Annotated in this window: 19 protein-coding genes; 5 read left to right on the top strand and 14 right to left on the bottom strand. The window is 53.7% G+C overall.

Going from position 1 to position 18616, the window contains the following annotated elements; translation table 11 throughout:
* Positions 1-456 precede the first annotated feature (456 nt).
* From JRG72_09815 to rpmH, 10 genes are all read right to left on the bottom strand, one after another.
* Positions 457-960 carry a tetratricopeptide repeat protein gene (locus JRG72_09815; protein MBW2135501.1) on the bottom strand — a complete coding sequence of 168 codons (504 nt, stop codon included), beginning with the start codon at positions 958-960 and terminating at the stop codon, positions 457-459.
* Positions 961-1072: 112 nt separating this feature from the next.
* Positions 1073-1921: an ABC transporter permease gene (locus JRG72_09810; protein MBW2135500.1), complete on the bottom strand. Its 849-nt coding sequence runs from the start codon at positions 1919-1921 to the stop codon at positions 1073-1075.
* A 3-nt stretch (positions 1922-1924) separates the two neighbouring features.
* Positions 1925-2899, bottom strand: a complete 975-nt coding sequence (locus JRG72_09805) for an ABC transporter permease (protein ID MBW2135499.1) — start codon at positions 2897-2899, stop codon at positions 1925-1927.
* A 31-nt stretch (positions 2900-2930) separates the two neighbouring features.
* Positions 2931-3611 carry a 16S rRNA (guanine(527)-N(7))-methyltransferase RsmG gene (gene rsmG / locus JRG72_09800; protein ID MBW2135498.1) on the bottom strand — a complete coding sequence of 227 codons (681 nt, stop codon included), beginning with the start codon at positions 3609-3611 and terminating at the stop codon, positions 2931-2933.
* 8 nt (positions 3612-3619) lie between these two features.
* Positions 3620-4996, bottom strand: coding sequence for a tRNA uridine-5-carboxymethylaminomethyl(34) synthesis GTPase MnmE (gene mnmE / locus JRG72_09795; GenBank protein ID MBW2135497.1), 1377 nt, complete (start codon positions 4994-4996; stop codon positions 3620-3622).
* 20 nt (positions 4997-5016) lie between these two features.
* The gene (locus JRG72_09790) at positions 5017-5685 is read right to left on the bottom strand and encodes a Jag N-terminal domain-containing protein (protein MBW2135496.1); all 669 of its coding nucleotides are present in this window, start codon (positions 5683-5685) and stop codon (positions 5017-5019) included.
* Between the two features lie 20 nt (positions 5686-5705).
* The gene (gene yidC / locus JRG72_09785; GenBank protein MBW2135495.1) at positions 5706-7409 is read right to left on the bottom strand and encodes a membrane protein insertase YidC; all 1704 of its coding nucleotides are present in this window, start codon (positions 7407-7409) and stop codon (positions 5706-5708) included.
* A gap of 34 nt (positions 7410-7443) precedes the next feature.
* Entirely contained in the window at positions 7444-7653 is a 210-nt protein-coding gene (gene yidD, locus JRG72_09780; protein ID MBW2135494.1) for a membrane protein insertion efficiency factor YidD, read from the bottom strand.
* Positions 7646-8068: a ribonuclease P protein component gene (gene rnpA / locus JRG72_09775; GenBank protein ID MBW2135493.1), complete on the bottom strand. Its 423-nt coding sequence runs from the start codon at positions 8066-8068 to the stop codon at positions 7646-7648. The genes yidD and rnpA overlap by 8 nt, the downstream gene beginning before the upstream one ends.
* Positions 8069-8078: 10 nt before the next feature.
* Positions 8079-8213, bottom strand: a complete 135-nt coding sequence (gene rpmH / locus JRG72_09770; GenBank protein ID MBW2135492.1) for a 50S ribosomal protein L34 — start codon at positions 8211-8213, stop codon at positions 8079-8081.
* Between the two features lie 438 nt (positions 8214-8651).
* On the opposite strand from rpmH, the gene JRG72_09765 reads away from it, so the two are divergent.
* The 4 genes from JRG72_09765 (at position 8652) to mrdA (ending at position 13006) form a co-directional block, all read left to right on the top strand.
* On the top strand, positions 8652-9686 hold the full coding sequence (locus JRG72_09765) for a rod shape-determining protein (protein ID MBW2135491.1): 1035 nt from the start codon (positions 8652-8654) through the stop codon (positions 9684-9686).
* A gap of 10 nt (positions 9687-9696) precedes the next feature.
* Entirely contained in the window at positions 9697-10527 is an 831-nt protein-coding gene (gene mreC / locus JRG72_09760; GenBank protein MBW2135490.1) for a rod shape-determining protein MreC, read from the top strand.
* Between the two features lie 7 nt (positions 10528-10534).
* Positions 10535-11062 carry a hypothetical protein gene (locus JRG72_09755; GenBank protein MBW2135489.1) on the top strand — a complete coding sequence of 176 codons (528 nt, stop codon included), beginning with the start codon at positions 10535-10537 and terminating at the stop codon, positions 11060-11062.
* A gap of 108 nt (positions 11063-11170) precedes the next feature.
* Positions 11171-13006, top strand: coding sequence for a penicillin-binding protein 2 (mrdA, locus tag JRG72_09750; protein ID MBW2135488.1), 1836 nt, complete (start codon positions 11171-11173; stop codon positions 13004-13006).
* Positions 13007-13020: 14 nt separating this feature from the next.
* Here the strand turns inward: mrdA and JRG72_09745 are convergent, their stop codons facing one another.
* From JRG72_09745 to JRG72_09735, 3 genes are all read right to left on the bottom strand, one after another.
* Positions 13021-13731: a protein-L-isoaspartate(D-aspartate) O-methyltransferase gene (locus JRG72_09745; GenBank protein ID MBW2135487.1), complete on the bottom strand. Its 711-nt coding sequence runs from the start codon at positions 13729-13731 to the stop codon at positions 13021-13023.
* A gap of 72 nt (positions 13732-13803) precedes the next feature.
* Positions 13804-15093: an orotidine 5'-phosphate decarboxylase gene (locus JRG72_09740; protein ID MBW2135486.1), complete on the bottom strand. Its 1290-nt coding sequence runs from the start codon at positions 15091-15093 to the stop codon at positions 13804-13806.
* A 22-nt stretch (positions 15094-15115) separates the two neighbouring features.
* Positions 15116-15727: an SIS domain-containing protein gene (locus JRG72_09735; protein MBW2135485.1), complete on the bottom strand. Its 612-nt coding sequence runs from the start codon at positions 15725-15727 to the stop codon at positions 15116-15118.
* Between the two features lie 314 nt (positions 15728-16041).
* On the opposite strand from JRG72_09735, the gene JRG72_09730 reads away from it, so the two are divergent.
* Complete coding sequence (locus JRG72_09730; GenBank protein MBW2135484.1) at positions 16042-16557, top strand: ATPase; 516 nt, start codon at positions 16042-16044, stop codon at positions 16555-16557.
* A gap of 28 nt (positions 16558-16585) precedes the next feature.
* Here JRG72_09730 and rnr read toward each other — a convergent pair.
* A partial coding sequence (gene rnr, locus JRG72_09725; GenBank protein MBW2135483.1) for a ribonuclease R occupies positions 16586-18616 on the bottom strand: 2031 nt, incomplete at its 5' end.

Here is an 18616-nt window from a genome sequence, read left to right as displayed (position 1 = left end):
TCTCTCTAAGGCATTCAAGGTTTTTTGCATTTGCGGCTGTATTATTTCCGTTTGTTTTTTTGCAGGGGTTGCTTCTTCTGGGCCTATAACTTCTTTGACTGCACCTTTCAAGGCCCAAAATTTGTTTATAAAGCTCGGTATCACGCATCAGAATCCCCTCCTCGGCGACTCTTTATATCACATCACCACCCACGGAAAAGTCGGAAGGACCAAAATTATTTTGATTAAAATCAACTATCATGAAAGGCTTAGTAAAGCTTATGAGGCAAAGTAATTCCTCTGGAACAATTTGAAGCTTATCAGGCTCCTGATTTCAGAAAGCTGACCTTTTGGTCACTTCTTCCAGTGTAATCTATATGTAAATGAGTCTGGATTTTTACCATTGACTCAGTGAATGAAAAAGGCCCCTAAAAGGGGCCTATTCGCTTGTTGCCTCCCGAGGGCGGCGGCGGCAAATTATTGAGCCTTAGGTGATTTGAGTCTGGCCATCATATCCTTGACCATTTCCAGATTAAACTTGACCATGGGTTCCAGGTCCTGATTGCCTCCGCCAATTTCTACCGGCTCAACCGCCACGCAGATATTATTGACCGCGCACACCCGGTTCAAGCGGACCAGGCAGGGTTTGGCCTTGAGACTCTTCAAGGCTTTTTTCAAATAAGTATCGGCTTTGTCTAACTTACCCTCAGCCACCATGATGGCCGCCAGATTGTTTAAGGCAATGGGATTGTCCGCTTCCTTCTTCAAAACCCCCTCTAAAAGCTTCTTGGCCTTGTCCAGGTGTTCCTTTTTTTTGTCTACCATATAAGATTGATAGTTACAGAAGGCCGCCGATAAAGACTTTTCGACCGGGCCTCCGATCTTGGCCGGTGGACACACCGCATATTGGGCCAAGGCGACCCCGGTGCAAAATGCAATAGCAATCATAAAAACGGTGATTTTAATCGGCATTCTCTTCATATACGCTCTCCTTCCCTGTTTTGACGAAAATAGCTGGTTTCGCCGCCCTCGACAAATAATAAGACAGGAAGCCTGGGTTGTCAATAATTTAATACTCTCTAATAGTTAAATTTTACTCTTTCAGGCGTGGATCAATGGCCTCCCGGATACCTTCTCCCAAGAGGTTGTAACCCATCACAGTGATCAGGATGGCCAATCCGGGGAATAGCGACAGCCACCAGGCAATCTCAATGTTATCCTTGCCGGCGGTCAGGATATTGCCCCAACTAGGGGTTGGAGGTTGCACCCCCAGTCCCAGAAAGCTCAGGGCGCTTTCAGTAAGGATGGCCCCGGCTACCCCTAAAGTGGCGGAGACCATTACCGGGGCCAGTGAATTAGGGAGCAGGTGTCGCACGATAATCCGGGCATCCCCAGCGCCCAGGGCCTGGGCTGCCTGGACAAATTCCCGGTTTTTGAGAGACATAAACTCTGCTCGGACCAGCCGGGAGACCCCCATCCAACTGGTCAGGCCGATAATCGCCATGATGTTCCAAATACTGGGTTCGAGGATGGCGATGACCGCCAGGATCAGGAAAAAAGTGGGAAAACAGAGCATCAGATCAACAAAGCGCATGAGCAGACTGTCTATCCAGCCGCCATAATATCCGGCCAGGGCGCCGATCAACATGCCGATCAGGGTGGCCAGCCCTACCGAGACAAATCCCACTTTGAGGGAAATCTGAGCCCCAAACAGGATCCGGGAAAAGACATCCCGGCCCAAAGGGTCGGTGCCGAACAGATGGGCGGAGCTGGGCGGCATAAGCATGGCATCCAGATCAATGTAATTAGGGTCGTAGGGGGCCAGCCACGGAGCCAGAAAAGAGACCAGAAACAATCCCACGACAATGACCAGGCCGCTCAGGGCCAGGCGATTGTGGTAAAACCGGGCCCAAAATTCTCGCCGTAAAGAGCTGACGGCCATGTTTCAGCCCGTTCTTAAGCGAGGGTCAGCCAGCGCATAAGAGACATCGGCCAGCAGATTCCCCACCAAGGTGAGCAGGGCGCCGATGACCAGTTCCCCCATGACCAGGGGATAATCCCTAGACATTACAGCCTGATAAAACAATTGTCCCATACCGGGAATGGCAAAGATAGACTCAAAGATGACGCTGCCGCCGATCAACCCGGGCACCGACAGCCCAAGAATAGTAATCACCGGCATCAGGGCATTCCTCATGGCGTGCTTGAAGATCACGGTGCATTCGGGCAGGCCTTTGGCCCGCGCCGTGGTGATATAATCCTGGCGGATGACCTCCAGCATATTGCCCCGCATGTAGCGGGACATCCCGGCCAGACCCCCAAAGGCCGATACCAGCACCGGCAGAGTCAGATGATAGGCCAGATCTTTTATCTTTTCCCAGGTGGAAAAGTGCTCGTAAAAATGCGAAGTCAGTCCCGCAAGCGGCAGCCAATCAAGATAAACCCCGAAGAGCATCATCAGCAACAGGGCTAGCCAGAATCCAGGCATGGCGAAGCCGAAAAAGACAAATAACGTGGTGGCTTGATCGAACCAGGAATGCGGATAGGTGGCCGAAATCACTCCAATGGGGATGGCGATCACCAGAATCAGCAGCATGGCCAGCAGATTAATGGCGATTGTGACTCCGATCCGCTCTTTGATTTTATCCCATACCGGGCGGGCATCGGGTGAAAAAGACCGTCCCAAATCGAAACGGGTCAGACGCTTTAACCAATCCCAATATTGCACGTGCAGGGGTCGGTCCAGGCCATAAATTTCCCGCAGCCGCTTCTGGGCCTCCAGAGAGGCCTTGGGTTGCAGCATGGTCTGCACGTCGGTGGGCGACCCCGGGGCCAGATGAATGACCACAAAGGAGACCAGGGTAATCCCTACCAATAGGGGGATCATCAGGAGCAGACGTTTAATCAGATAAGACAGCATAATAATTGTTCTTATCAGCGAGGCTTGAGCCTCAGTTGAGCCTGGTAAACAGGATAACCTGCCGCGGCTCTCTTGTCAGGGGCAAAGTATAAAGATGTATTTCAGGGTTTCCCAGGCCCAAAGAGCGCGCCTGACGTTCCGCCTCCTGCAATTCGGTTTCGTCCAGCCGGGGGCCTTTCATGGCGATCAGCCTACCGTCGGGCTGCAGCAGGGGCGCGGCCAGGGCCAGAAACCGGGATAAACTGAAAGTGGCGCGGGAGACTACCCCCGACCAACCACCTCCCCAGGTTTGGGCCATTTGGGGGGTCAGATGGCAATGTCGGACCTCTATTCCGGAAAGTTGCAGTAAGACAATCAGATATTGCAAAAAAGCCACTTTCTTGCCTTTAGCCTCCACCAGGGTCAACTCCAGGGCCGGAAAGGCCAGTTTCAGGGGTAGACCCGGAAACCCCGCACCGGTGCCCAAGTCCACCAGGCTGGAGAGATCTCGGACCCAGCGCGCCAGGGCCAGGGAATCGAGAAAGTGCTTATGAATAATTTCAGGCGCAGTATTGAGGGCGGTCAGATTCACCCGGGCATTCCATTTCTGGAGTTCGGCCAGATATTGTAAAAATTTTTGGATAGTTTCCGGAGTTAGCTCCAGCCCCAATTCCCGGGCCCCGGAGCGCAGCAAGCGTTGCCATTCCCAGACGTCGGCGGAATGTTGGCCCATGACGTTTCCTATTTCCCCAGGCAGAACTGGGCAAAGATGCGATCCAGGACCTCCTCGCCGATCTCTTCCCCCAGGATTTCGGCCAGCTTACGAACGGCTTCCTGCAGGTCCAGGGCCAGCAATTCCAGGGGTTGCCCGGTCTCTAAAATAGTCTGGCCCTGGTCCAGGAATCTCAGACAATCTGCCAGGATTTGTCGATGTCGGGCCTGGGTAACGATCTCGCCGTTCAGGTTCAAACCGTTGCCCATGGCGGTCTGAAAAATGGCCTCGGTCAATGCGGCCAGGCCCTGGCCGGTCAGGGCGGAAATGGTGTAGATGGGAAAAGTCCAGCGATTACGGAGCTCCGCCACGGTCAGGGCCGGCACCAGGTCGCATTTATTCAATACCAAGAGTAGCGAGCGCCCCGCCAGCGCCGCTAGTTGACCCTCATCTTCTGGATCCAGGGGTTGACTGACATCAATCAGATAGATGATCAGATCAGCCCGGGCCAGTCGCTCCTGGGTGCGCTGAATCCCCAGTTCCTCGACCCGATCCCGGGCTTGCCGCAACCCGGCGGTATCACTGAGCCGGACCGGCAACCCGTGGATGGACAGGGTCTCCTCGATCACATCCCGGGTGGTGCCGGGGATTTCAGTGACAATCACCCGCTCTTCCTGGACCAGCCGGTTCAACAGGCTGGATTTGCCAACATTGGGGCGACCGACGATGACCACGTCCAGTCCTTCCCGGTACAGCCTGCCCTGGGCATAGGATGCCTGCAAAGTCTGCAACTGCGTCGCCAGCTGCTCCAACTCGGCCAGCACCGCGGAGGGAGACAGCTCCGGGGTGTCTTCCGAAAAATCGATGGCGGCTTCGACCCGGGCCAGAACTTCGGTTAAGCGGTCCCTCAGTTCCCTGATTTTGCCTCCCAGGCTGCCGCTCAGATGGCGCGCGGCCAGCCGCAAGCTGGCTGCGGTCCGGGCCTGGATGACCTCCAGAACGGCCTCCGCCTGGGTGAGATCAATACGACCGGAAAGGAAGGCCCGTTGGGTAAATTCTCCCGGGGCGGCCAGCCGGGCGCCCTGCTCCAGGGTGAGCTGCAAAATCCTAGATAAAACCCCATAGCCGGAATGGCAGTTGATTTCGATCACGTCTTCCCGGGTATAGCTATGTGGAGCACGCATCAAGGACAACAACACCTCATCTACTGCTTCGCCCTGGGTGGGATCGATAATCTGCCCTAAAACCAGATGATGAGAGTTAAAAGATGCGGTTTTTACTTGATACGGCCGAAACAGCTTTTGGGCAATGGTGTGGGCCTGAGGGCCACTCAACCGGACAATACCGATGCCCGCTTCTCCCAGAGGCGTGGAAATCGCCACGATAGTGTCGTGGGTGGAGCTTATCCCGAGATCAGGATGCCGGTTCACGTCGCCTCGACTACTGCTTCCTGCTCCCCCTTCTTCTTGGCTGGATAGATGATGATCTTTTTGTACAGGCCTTCGCCGCGGCTTTTGGTCTTTAACTCTTTATCGGGTTGCAGGGTAAGATGGATGATGCGGCGGTCATGAGCGTTCATCGGACTTAAGGTCAAGGGTTTGCCGATCCGTTTAACCTTATCCCCGTATTTTAGCGCCATATCAACCAGAGCCTGTCGGTGGCGCTCCCGGTAAGATTCGATATCAATGACCACCTTGGGTTTCTTTTTAGTCTGTTTGGCCAATATCTTGGTAACCAGATACTGAATGGCCTCCAGCGTCTGGCCCTGTTTGCCGATCAGCAGACCGGGGTCTTCGCATTCAATGTAGAGCTTAATCTGGTCGTTCTCTTGGATGCCGTTAATCGTGCAATGTTCGTTCATTTTTTGGAGGAGTTGGTCCAGAATTTCTTGGGCCTGAGGCAACAACGATGGTTCTTCCTCTGTTTTGAGGGCGGCGCGAATTTTTACTTTTCTACCGCCGATCAGGCCAAAGATTCCAGCCGAGCCGAGAGAAATGATCTCAATTTCCAGTTTATCTTGGGGGACCTGAAAATGGCCACAGGCATGGTCGATGGCTTCCTGGGCAGTTTTCCCTTCAAATTCCAAAAAGTTCATTAAAAGACCTCCACCAAGCCTTACGAAAGGTATTTGTTAGTAAAATGTTGCTGGATAATGGATAGGACGTTATTAGCCAGCCAGTACAACACCAGCCCAGAAGAGAAATTTAAAAACATCACGGTAAAGATTACGGGCATCATCAACATCAATTTGGCCTGGGTTGGATCCCCCGGGGCTGGCGACATCTTTTGCTGGATGAACATGGTCACCCCCATCACCACGGGGGTGATGAGCAGGGGGTCCCGAACCGATAAATCTGCCAGCCAGACGATCTCAGTAAAAGGCAGAGTGGGGATAAACGGCGCGTGGCGCATTTCAATAGCATATCCCAGGATATTATAAAGGGCGATAAACACTGGCAGTTGTAACAACATCGGTAAGCAACCACTGGCCGGGTTGACCTTATAGGTCTTATACAGGCCCATTAATTCCTTATTCATGGTCTCCCGGTCATCTTTATATTTTTCCCGTAGCTTGGCAATTTTGGGTTGCAGTTTCTGCATGGCCTGCATAGATTTGTAACTTTTATGGTTAGGATAAATGAATAAGATCCGGATCAGGGCGGTCAAAAGAATAATCGCCACTCCATAATTATGCAGGTAACGATAAAAGAAATTAAGCACATAAAGCAGGGGCATGGCCAGGATATTAAACCAGCCAAAATTTACGGCTTGCTCCAGTCCCAGCCCCAGGGATTTTAAGATGCTTAACTCCTTGGGCCCAAAATATAAGGCATAGGGGATGGTCGCCTGTTGACCGGGCGGAATGGCATTCATGGCCGTTTTTAAAGTCGCGGTCATGATTTTGGAAGATGTTTCCTGTAAAGTCAGGATCGATTCGTATCCAGCGCCCGGCACCACGGCCTTCATGAAATAGTTATCTTCCAGGCTGGCCCAATCGATCTGGCCAGTGAAGGTTTTGAGTTCTTCAAGCTTGCTGCTTTTGACTTCTTGCCGGCTTCCATTAATAAAGCCCACAAAGCCCTGGAAGCTGTACCTGCCAACCTCTGGTTTGGCATAATCAGCGGTGAGGGAGAGATTCAGATTGCCGGCCGAGGGTTGGCGGCTTTGGTTTTGCACGGTCAGGTTTAGACCGATCTGATAAGTATCGCCTCTAAAGGTCAGGGTTTTGATCAATATCAGACCATCAGGGCGCACCTGGGTAAAAGTCAGGCTCCCTTTACCCTGAGAATCTATAGTCAGGCTTTTTTGACTAGCCCGATAAGGGACCGCAGTCAGCGCCGGGGTAGTGCTGCTTTCCCAGCTAACCGCCAGGGGCAACTGGGCCGGGTCGCTGATCTCAATCAACTCTTTAGGGACAGTATGTTGTTCGCTTGCCGGTTGGTATTTTTGAATCTCAAAATTGAACCACCACAGGTCAAAGCCCGCAATAGTAGTAATGGGTAGTTCTTCCCGGTATTTTTTCAATTTAAAACTCTTCAGCCGGGCCCCTGGTTCGGTAAAGACCGCATGGTAGAGGGGGGTGTCCACCATGATGTCCCGGGGCGGTTCAGCCGTGGCCGGTGCCAGCGGAGGAATTTCCGGAGCCGGGGAGGGCTCAATTACCTGGCTGGGAGGGGGAGCCGGAGTCGGAGCGGGAGTCGAGGCCACGGGCTTAGCCTCCTCAGGGGGCGGCGTCGGCGCAAATCTCTCCTGCAGATAACCAAAAACTAAAAAAATTAACACACTGAGGGTAACAGCAATTATCAGCCGTTTTTCCATTTAGCTCTCCAGAAAATCACCAAGGCCACAGACACTAAGGGAGCGGGTCCCATCCGCCCGGATGATAGGGGTGGCATTTGATTATTCTTTTTAAGGTCAGGGCCAGACCCCTGAAGAGGCCATATCGCCCCAAGGCCTGGCAAGCATATTCGGAACAACTGGGGACAAAACGGCAGGCACGGGGAAATAATGGGGAAATAACTACCTGATAGGCCCTGATCAGGATAATCAACAAGTTAGCCATTAGCTCTGGCCTCGCGACCGGGCCGCAGGAGGCGCTGCAATTCAGCCGTTACCTCTGCCAAGGTAAGGTCAGGGGCACCTTTTTTAGCAATAATGACTATATCCTTAAGGGGCAAATTCCCTTTATTTAATCGAAAAAATTCCCGCAGCAGACGCTTAACCCGGTTCCGTTTAACTGCCCTGCCTATCCGTTTGCTCACTACCATGCCCAATCGCGGTCGCCCCACTTGATTGGGAACTATGGAGACCAGAAAGTTGGGAGTATGATAGCGTTGCCCGAAAGTTTTGGACCGCTCGAAATCGGCTTTATTGACCAGACGATCTGCTTTTCGAAAACTTGCCGTGCCCTTCAAAGTAGTATTTCGGGCGATTTTTTCCCGCCCGCCGAAAATTGTAAGGGAAGATGTTCCAGACAAGCTCTCAGGTTTACACCGCCAGTCGTTTTCTACCTTTGGCCCGTCGTCTTTTTAAGACTTGCTGGCCTCCCCGGGTTTTCATTCGGCTCAAGAACCCATGGGTTCGGGCCCGTTTCAAATTGCTGGGTTGATAGGTCCGTTTCACATCGATAATCCTTCTGGGATAGAGTTAACTGATTAAATTTATTTTTAAAACATTATTTCAGGATTTTGTCAAGGTGCTGACAACAAAATTGCTCCGCCGCAGGGTGATTTTCCATTTTATTACTTACTATTTTAAGGTTGAATTTTTTTTTCAACATGGCAAAATAAGTACTCACGCGAGGTCGGCGTGAATCAGTCTGGAACTCCCGGTATCAGGTGATCGGGTCTTATCGGGTCAGGCTAGCGGAGTTGCTCAACAGGCCTGATCGGGTCAGGCCTGTTTAAGTAGGTCAGTCCCACCATGCTCAAGAGCTGAAAAGCTTTAGACTTAATCAAGGAAATAAGCATTGCTCGCTTGACTCTGGACCTGAAGGCCTGGGGAACCATTTCAGAGTTACCCGAGCAAGGGAACAATTAGTTTCTATTTAAGGGGTTACTTATGTTTTTAGATCCTATCATGGGATGGTTCTCCAATGATCTGGCCATTGATTTAGGCACTGCCAATACCTTAGTTTATGTCAAGGGCAAAGGCATTGTCTTAAGTGAGCCCTCGGTGGTGGCAGTACGAAACAATGCCCGGGATCGCAACCGGGTGCTGGCCGTGGGCCGTGAGGCCAAAATGATGTTGGGACGGACGCCGGGCAATATTGTAGCGATTCGCCCCATGATGGACGGGGTAATTGCTGACTTCGAGATTACCGAGGCCATGTTGCGCCACTTTATTCAAAAAGTGCATAACCGTCGCGCCCTAGTCCGGCCGCGCATCATTATCAGCGTCCCCTCCGGCATAACTCCGGTAGAGAAGCGGGCGGTGCGCGAATCTGCGGAATCAGCCGGGGCCCGCGAGGTTTACCTGATTGAAGAACCCATGGCCGCGGCCATCGGCGCCGGCCTGCCGATTACCGAGCCGGTCTGTAATATGGTCGTCGACATCGGGGGCGGCACCACCGAGGTGGCGGTGATCTCGCTGGCCGGGATCGTCTATTCCAAATCAGTCCGGGTCGGGGGCAACAAGATGGACGAGTCGATCTTGCAGTATGTCAAACGCAAATATAATCTGCTGATCGGAGAACGGACCGCCGAGATTGTCAAAACCACCGTAGGCAATGCCTATCCCGTAGATGAAAGGGAGACCATCGAGATTAAAGGTCGAGACCTAGTGACCGGCATTCCCAAGATTTTGTCGATTAATTCCGACGAAGTGCGTCAGGCTGTTCAAGAACAGATTGATACCATCGTGGACACTGTAAAAACCGCCCTGGAACAGACTCCGCCCGAACTATCCGCGGACATTGTCGATAAAGGCATCTATCTCACCGGTGGCGGGGCCTTATTGAAACACCTGGATCACTTGTTGCACGAAGAGACCGGGCTGCCCATCAAGATAACCGAGGATCCCCTCTCGACCGTAGCCCTGGGTTCGGGTATGGCCCTGGATAATCTGACTATTTTGCGAGAAGTAATGGTGAGTTAAGGCTTTCGGTGTGCAACTCTGGCGACGCTTCCGAGTTCCTATTGTCTTTACCATTTTTTTCTTATTGATCTTTATCCTCATCACTTCCAGCCTGAGGTATCCCCATCCTTTACGGCCGATGGAGACCATTGTCATCGGTCTGACCGCGCCCATCCTGAAAGGTCTGACTATCTTGGGACGTTCGGTGGAAAAGGTGTGGACCGGTTACTTCTACCTGGTCGGAGTCCAACAAGAAAACCAATCCCTGAAGCAGCAGCTCCAGGAGATGGCCCAGAATCAGATCCGTTATCAGGAGGCCCTGCTGGCCCAGGAACGTCTCGAACGGCTGTTGGGACTGAAGAGGCAGATGGCGGTCCCCATCACCGGGGCCCGGGTCATCAGCTATGATCCCTCAGTCTGGTTCAAATGCGCCATTATCGACCAGGGTGAGGCTGAGGGCGTGCAGTGGGGAATGCCGGTCTTAGCCGCCGGGGGGATTGTCGGCCGGGTAATTGAGAGCTATCCCCATTATGCCAAGGTCATGTTCCTTCTGGACCGCAACAGTGCCATAGACGCCATGGTGCAGCGCAATCGCATGCGGGGGATTCTGGAAGGCAAGGGTGGTAACCGTTGTTATCTGCAGTACATTCCCAAAAATGCCGATATCCAGATCGGCGACCTCATCCTGGCCTCCGGACTGGGAGGCATTTATCCGCCGGGAATGGCCTTAGGCCAAGTAACCAAGACAGATAAAAAAAAGACCGGGATCTTCCAGGAAATCGAGGTCACGCCGATGGTCGACTTCGCCAATCTGGAGGAGGTGCTGGTAGTCACCGCCGTTACTCCCAGACTACAGAGATAAAAAGCTCATGGTTCGGGTGATCTTGCATTTAAGCCTAGGGGTGGGTCTGTTTTTTTTCCAAATACTGGTTTTGCCCTTAAATCAGAACCGGTTGGATCTGCTGAGTTTGCTGGTTTTTTATGAAGGGTCCCGTCCCTTTGTATATACTGCTATTTTTCTGGCCTTTTTATTAGGACTGGTGGTGGATTGCTATTCTTATGCCCCCTTGGGACTGCAGTCCGGGCTCTATCTGGTGGTAGTGTCGCTGGCCCGAGTTTTACGGCGTCAATTGAACTTGCAATATATCGTGCCCCAGATTTTAGCGGTGGGGCTGACTTTAGGGGTGCAGGGACTGTTACAATCGGGCATCTTGGACCTTTTGTATCCGGCGGGAGTATTTGATGTTAAGATAGTGCAATTTCACCTAGAACGGGCCGGGGCCACGGCCTTGCTGGCACCGCCCGGCTTCTTGGTCCTTGATTGGCTGGATAAAACCGCCGGGCGATATTTCCTTCACTATAAATCAGCCCTCTCTGGGACCGAAAAACTGGACTGAGCCATGATTCCCGATTAAGGATGGCAAAAGATCTGTATGGGGATGGGCAAGAATAAAATATCTAATAATTATAAAGACCTGCGCCGAAACCTCAGAGGTCGGGTACAGATGTTGCCCGAGCTTCAGGAAAAGATCCGACATAGCTTGTTTATCTTTGCGATTATGGCCCTGACCCTGTTTGGCCTTTTGACTATCCGCCTTTGGTACCTGCAATTAATCAAGGGCTATGAACTCCGGGATAAATCAGAACACAACCGCATCCGCACCCGGGACCTTCCCCCCTGGCGGGGGATGATTTTTGATCGGCAAAAGGAAATCTTAGTTGAAAATCGCCCTGCCTTTGATCTAATGCTGGTTCCGGAAGATGTTCAGGACCTGCCGCAACTGGCCTACCGCCTGGATGCTCTGTTGGGCTTAAATCCACAGGAGTTAGAGGAGAAAGTCGTCGCGGCCCGGAAAGATAATGCCCTCCGGATGATTCGGGTGCGAGGTGATCTCTCCTGGGAAGAAATGGCCCTGATTGAAACCTACCGCTATGAATTACCTGGGGTTTTGATCCAGATCCGGCCCCAACGGGAATATCGTAACGATGGGTTGGCCTGTCATCTGATCGGCTATTTAGGAGAAATTACCGAAAGCCAATTAAAAAGCCCCAAATTCTCTAACAACAAAATGGGGGACTACATTGGCCGCCGCGGCATTGAGTTGGCCCTGGAAAATTATTTAAGCGGCTACCGGGGGAGCCGGCAGGTTGAGGTGGATGCCTTGGGAAGAGAGCTGCGCCTGCTCAGCTCAACCCCGTCGACCCCAGGCGACAATGTCTACCTGACCATCGATGCCCGGCTGCAGCAGGCGGCCGAAACCGCTTTAGAAGGCAAAACCGGGGCGGTTGTAGCTCTGGATCCGCGGAATGGAAAGATTCTGGCCCTGGCTTCATCTCCTAGCTTTGATCAGAAAGTCTTTGAAAAAGGCATTACTGTCCCATACTGGCAACAAATAGTCAGGGATAAAGAACATCCTCTGGAAAATCGGGCTCTGAGAGGACAATATCCCCCGGGCTCGACCTTTAAGATTATCATGGCAGTGGCTGCCCTGGAGGAAAAAGTCATTACCCCCCAGACCACCTTTTACTGTTGCGGGGCCTTGCCTTTTGGCAACCACGTGTTTCATTGCTGGCGGCGCGGAGGTCACGGAAGTATGAATCTTCATAAGGCCCTGGTCCAGTCCTGTGATGTATTTTTTTATAAAACCGGCCTGAGGTTGGGGATCGATCGGATTGCCAAATGGAGTCGGCGCTTTGGTTTGGGCCAACCCACGGGTCTCAATTTAGACCATGAGAAAGGGGGCCTGGTAGCCTCCACGGCCTGGAAAAAACGTCGGTTCAATCAATCCTGGCATGAAGGCGAAACCCTATCCGTCGCCATCGGCCAGGGCTATAACCTGGTGACACCGCTGCAGATGGCCCGCGTGGTTGCGGCGATTGCCAACGGTGGCATTATCCATGTGCCCCAATTGGTAGACCGCATCGAAAGCCCGGACGGGGAGGTCATCTTTCGATCCCGACCGCAGGTGGCCTCAAGGCTGGAAGCTGCTCCCCAGACCATTGCCCTGGTGCGACGGGGTCTGCGCGGAGTGGTTCACGAACCCGGGGGCACCGGCCGCGCCGCCCGGATACCCATGGTGGAGGTCGGCGGCAAGACCGGGACCGCCCAGGTAGTAGCCAAGGGTAAGGAACGGTGGGGCAGAGGGGGGCGTAAGACGCAAGATCATGCCTGGTTTGTCTGTTTTGCCCCGGTGGAGAACAGCGAAATCGCCCTCGCGGTTATTATTGAGCATGGCGGGCATGGCGGTTCGGCAGCTGCGCCGGTAGCCCGACAAGTGCTGGCGACCTATTTCAGCAAACCGGCCGCCAGTGAGACCACCCTGTCCTCAGCTACCCAGTAGCAACCAGGAGCGGTTTACCCGGAGCCGGTCCAAGGGAATCCCTTCGAGGTTTGGTCTTTCTCCTCCGGCCAACCAAAACGGCCGACCAGTCGGACGAAGCGGCAGCCCCCATAATAATCGAATTTCAACCCCTTTGGAGTTTTGATTACCCGGGTCAGGGTCTGAGAAAACTGGTCCCCCACCGGAATTACCAAACGCCCGCCTTCGGCTAATTGGTTGATCAACGGTTGGGGTATTGAGGGCGCTCCAGCCGTGACAATAATGGCATCAAAAGGTTTTTCCTCCGGCCATCCCAGAGTTCCATCGCCTACCCGGATCTGGACGTTGAAATAACGCAGTTCTTCCAAAATTCGCCGGGCCCGCAAAGCCAGGGAAGGGTAACGTTCGATAGAGAAGACCTTTTCGGCCAGTTCGGCTAAAATAGCCGTCTGATAACCAGAACCGGTGCCGATTTCAAGCACTTTTTCAGGCCCCTTCAACTCCAGGGCCTCGGTCATGGAGGCCACTATGTAAGGTTGGGAGATGGTCTGCTGTTCGCCGATGGGTAGTGGATAATCGCCGTAAGCCTGGTCTTTCAGGGCCTCTTCCACAAAGCGGTGGCGGGGTACCTTACGCATCGCCGCCAGCACCCGCGGGTCCCGAATGCCTCGGCGAATCAGCTGGTTCTGGAGCATTCGTTCCCGGGCGGCAAGGTTGAAGTCAGCGTCTTTCTTCTCAGCGGTCATGGTTTAATCTATCTTCTATATCCTACAAGGCTTTTGGTGTCACCGATAACGAAAAAAATACCTGATAATCGATCAAACCTTTTTTTCCCAGCGCAATAATTCAGTTACAGCCGCCAGGGTTTTTCCTTCTTTGATCTCTTCCCGGATGCGGTTTTCCTTTTCTAAAACATCCATGGCCCGGTTGGTATATTCTACCGCCTTGGACAGGGGCAGAACGGTCACCCCGTCATCGTCTCCCAACAGCCAATCCCCGGTCTCGACCCGAACATTACCGATGCGGATGGGGACCCCGATCTCCCCAAAGCCCCGCGGTTCCCCAGCGTTAGGCATCACCAGGCGGGTAAAGGCCGGGAAGCGTAGTTGGATGATATCTCCGGAGTCGCGGATCGCACCATCAATGACTACACCCGCCACTTTTTTTTGAATGGCGGAATGAGTCGCCAGTTCTCCCCACAGGGCAGGACCAACCCCACCGGCATCGATGACAATGACATCCCCGGGGTGGGCCACGTCAATAGCCTCCACCGGCTTGGCCCAGTCCCCCGGATAGGTGCGCACCGTCAAGGCCTTGCCCACCAGGTGGATACCCTGGAACAGGGGGCGAATGCCTTCCAAAACGCCCCCGCGATGTAGGGCGTCAGAGAGATTGGCAGCTGATACCAGATTGAGAACATTCCGTAGCTCGCTTTCATCTACCCGGCGGAATAGGGTGGTGGGAATAGGAACCCGCTCGTCCATGGCCTGGCGAATTTCTCGAGTGGCCTGTTCAGGATTCAGCGCCTTGGTAATGGCCCCGCCGACAATGACATAACTGGCCCCGGCTTCAATGGCATGGGCGGCTGTCTCAGAGTTGACGCCGCCGGCCACTCCTACCGGCACCTTTACCGCTTGGCTGACCTTCTTTAGGACCATGAACGGGTCCCGCCCTTCCATCTGTTCATCGATGGCCACGTGCACGGTAATATAATCGGCTCCCAGGGCTTCGACCTGTATGGCCCGGGTCACTGGATCGGGCACGGCGATCAGATCGACGACGATCTGGGCCCCATAATTTTTCCCGGCCTCGATGCATTCCCGGATGGTGGCGTCACTGGCCGCACCTAAGACATCGATGACGTTGGCCCCGGCCTTGGCCGCGGCCTCCACTTCGACCCGGCCGGCATCCATGATTTTCATGTCAGCGACAATGATCTTGTGCGGGAAAAGTCTTCTCAGTTCCCGGACCGCGTCCAGACCCTCGCTTTTGATCAAGGGGGTTCCGGCTTCCAGCCAATCCACCCCTCCGGGGACCGCCAGTTCAGCCAGATTGATCGCTCTTTTAAGGTCAACAAAGTCCAGGGCCAGTTGTAAGATTGCTCCCATTATTTACTTTCCTGGTGGAATGCTACTCTAAATCTGCGTGTCGGGCCATAATATCTTGGCGGTTCCGGCCCAAACGCCGTTGATAGAGCATCAGAATAACGGTTTCGAAAAATATAAAAGCAGCCTGTTCAAACAAGCTGCCCGGACATTGTATGGACTCCAGTTCGTGGGCCAGAGATAGTTTCGTGGTTCCTGGCACCAAAATGCTCAGGTCTGCTTCCTGCCCGATGGCCGATTCTCGATGGGCAGTAAGGCTAACGGTCCGTGCCCCCCGAGACTTGGCCTGCCGGAGTAATTCCCGAGTCTGGGGAGTCTCCCCCGAACCAGACACCACCAATAGCAAATCACGGGGCTGAATGCGGGGGGTAATTGTTTCTCCCACATAGTAGATGGTGAAACCGAGGTGCATCAGCCGCATACAAAAGGTCCGAAGGATAAATCCGGACCGCCCCGACCCATAACCAAACAGCCGGGGGGCGGCTTCCAGTTCCTGGATTAGACTTTCCGCGGCCTCCGGATTCAAGCGGGAGATGGCCTGGCTAATTTCTTCCAGTAAACGGTTTATGGCCTGATTAAAGTCAAGTTCAACCAAAGATCTGATTAAAGCTGGGCGGCTCAAGCGCGTCCGGCACATTTGGTTCCCCTCCTCTTTCAGTCTCGGTCCAACCAGGGTTTGGATCCAAGCTTCTCAGCCTGGCTAAGGGGACAATCTCTTTAAATTTTTAACATAATTACAAAAGATTGTCAAAACCTGAAATTGGCGACGTGAGGATTCACCTTCGTGGTCCAGGGCCGGAGGGGAGATTTTATTTTTTCATCTAAAACCGACCACTAAAGCGGTTTTATGGCCTTTTTCATTTGAATTGCGGCAAATTATCTAGGAAAATATTTAAAAATGGCTAGCGTGGGGGGAGCCGGAGACAGCCTGAACCCTCAAAGAGGCAAGCGATGCAAAAGTATAAGGAAAGAAAATGGAGCGGCGAAAAAGGGAAGAAATTCGGCAAAGTCGATGATCCCTATCTGCCCTGGGGCGGCCGTCATGAGATGGCGATCTGCACCAGTTGTAAAGCCATCTATCAGAATAAACGCTGGTTTTTTGATGAGGAGCTTTATCGCCGGCATATTAACCGGGAGACTACCAACCGGGTCATCTGCCCGGCCTGCAAAAAAATCCAGGACCACTATTTTGAGGGCGTCTTGACCCTGCAAGGGGATTTTTTCAACCAACATCGGGAGGAGATCATTACCCTGCTGAACCGCGAAGCGGAACGGGTTTCGGCCAAAAGCCCCGCTGACCGGATAATCCAGATGGTCGAAGAAGACAAGGAGCGTTTGATCGTAGAAACCACCACGGAGAAATTGGCCCAACGCTTAGGGCGGGCAGTTTATCGGGCCTATAAGGGTGAACTGGATTTTCGCTGGTCCCACATGAATAAGTTCGTCCGGGTCTACTGGTCCCGCTAAAAAAAGATTAAAAACTGCCCCGGCAGCCTCAGGCATCTTTTTGGGGACACAGCACCAGGTTGATATGGCGACGGCGCAGATCTACGTGGGCCACCCGGACCTGGACCCGGTCGCCCACCTGAAAGCTGCGGCCCCGACGCCGGCCGATCAGACGCAGGCGACTTTCCTGAAACTTATAATAGTCATCCGGCAGATCTACCAATCGGACCAGGCCCTCGGCAAAAATCTCATCCAAAGAGACAAAAAATCCGAAAGCACTGACTCCGGAGATGGTGCCGTGAAAGATCTCGCCGACATGTTCGGCCAGGCAACGCACCTGCATGCGGGCCAGCATTTCGCGTTCGGCCTCAATGGCCAACCGTTCCCGGGCCGACAAAAACCGGGCCTGATCTGCCAATTCCTCTTCGTCTGGTCCCTCTGAGGGTCCGGTTTTCTGAAGGCGATCAAGGAGCAGCCGATGGACCATGAGATCCGGATAACGCCGGATGGGCGAGGTGAAATGGGTGTAGATCGGCGCGGCCAGCCCATAATGGCCAACATTGGAAGCCGCGTAACGGGCCTGCTTTAAGGAGCGTAACAGCATGATCTGCACCAAATAGGCCACCGGGGTATCCTGGATCTGGTCGAAGAATTCCCGCAGGATCAGAGGATTATAATCAGCCTCGGGGGGCAGCCGGTAACCTAAGCGCGACATCGCCCGTCGGAAGGCCTGCATCTTGTCCGGATCGGGCACGTCATGGACCCGGAAGATGGCCGGCTCCCCCAAGCAGCGGGCTGCTGCTTCATTGGCAGCAATCATAAACTCTTCGATGAGCTGATGTGCCTGAAGGTGGTCGATCCGCCGGATGTCGGTCGGCACCCCCTGATCATCCAGGCGGACTTCCGCTTCGGGAATGCTTAACAACAGACTGCCCCGTTCTTTGCGCCGGTCTCTGAGAAGTTGACAGAGCTCGGCCATGCTGGTGAGCATTTCCACCAGCTCGGGGTTGTATTGCACCCAGGCCAGATCATGACTCTCAAGAATCTCCTGCACCTGGTTATAGGTCAGCCGGGCCTGGCTCTGCACCACACTCCGGTTAAACCGGCTGGAGAGGAGGCGGCCTTGATAATCGTAGTTTATAGTCACCGTCACCGCCAGCCGTTCCACTCCGGGGTTCAGGCTGCAGATGCCATTGGACAGTTCCTCGGGCAGCATCGGCAGCACCAGGTGAGGAAAGTAGATGCTGTTACCCCGTTGGTAGGCCTCCGCATCCAGGGCCGAACCTGGGTTGACGTAGTAACTGACATCGGCAATCGACACATAGAGGATAAACGAGCCATCGGCCTTTTTGACCAGGGCCACCCCATCATCAAAATCGCGGGCCTTGTCACCGTCAATGGTTACGGTGAGCAACTCCCTCAAATCCAGCCGGCCGGCCCGAGCCGCCGCTGGGACTTCTTGAGGCACCTGCCGGGCTTCCCGAAGCACCCGGGTAGGGAACCGGCGAGGCAGATCATATTTATGGATGACTGACTTGACCTGCACCAGCGGATCTTCCGGGGCACCCAACACCTCAATAATTTTCCCCAGGGGGTTGAGACGCTCGGTAGGAAACCGGGTGATCTCTGCAACTACCACCTGCCCCACCTGGGCCTGGTCCAAACATTCGGCTGGAATGATCAGATCAAAAAGCAGATGTTCATCCTCGGGAGAGACGAAGTAGGTGTCTTTGGCCTGAGACAACAGGCCCACCACCTTCTTGATTCGTCGCTCCAGGATGCGGATTATCCGTCCTTCCCGGCGGCCCCGGTGTCCGACGTGCTCCACCCGAGCCACCACCCGGTCGCCGTGCAGGGCCTCTTTCAGGTTAGCGGGATTAATGAAGACATCAGGGCCCCCGGTTTCAGAGGCGACAAACCCATAACCTTCGGGATGGACTGAAAGTTGTCCGGCTACCAGATTCATCCCTGCGGTCAGACCATACCGCCCCCTGGGCAGTTTGATCAACTCCCCTGCCTTGACCAGATTATGGACTATTTTCTGTAAGTTCCGCGATTCAGCAGCCGGAACCGCCATCAA

The organism is Deltaproteobacteria bacterium, from assembly GCA_019309545.1.
GTDB lineage: Bacteria > Desulfobacterota > Desulfobaccia > Desulfobaccales > Desulfobaccaceae > Desulfobacca_B.
The sequence above is the reverse complement of the archived record's forward strand: the minus strand, read 5'-3'. Positions and strand labels throughout refer to the sequence as shown.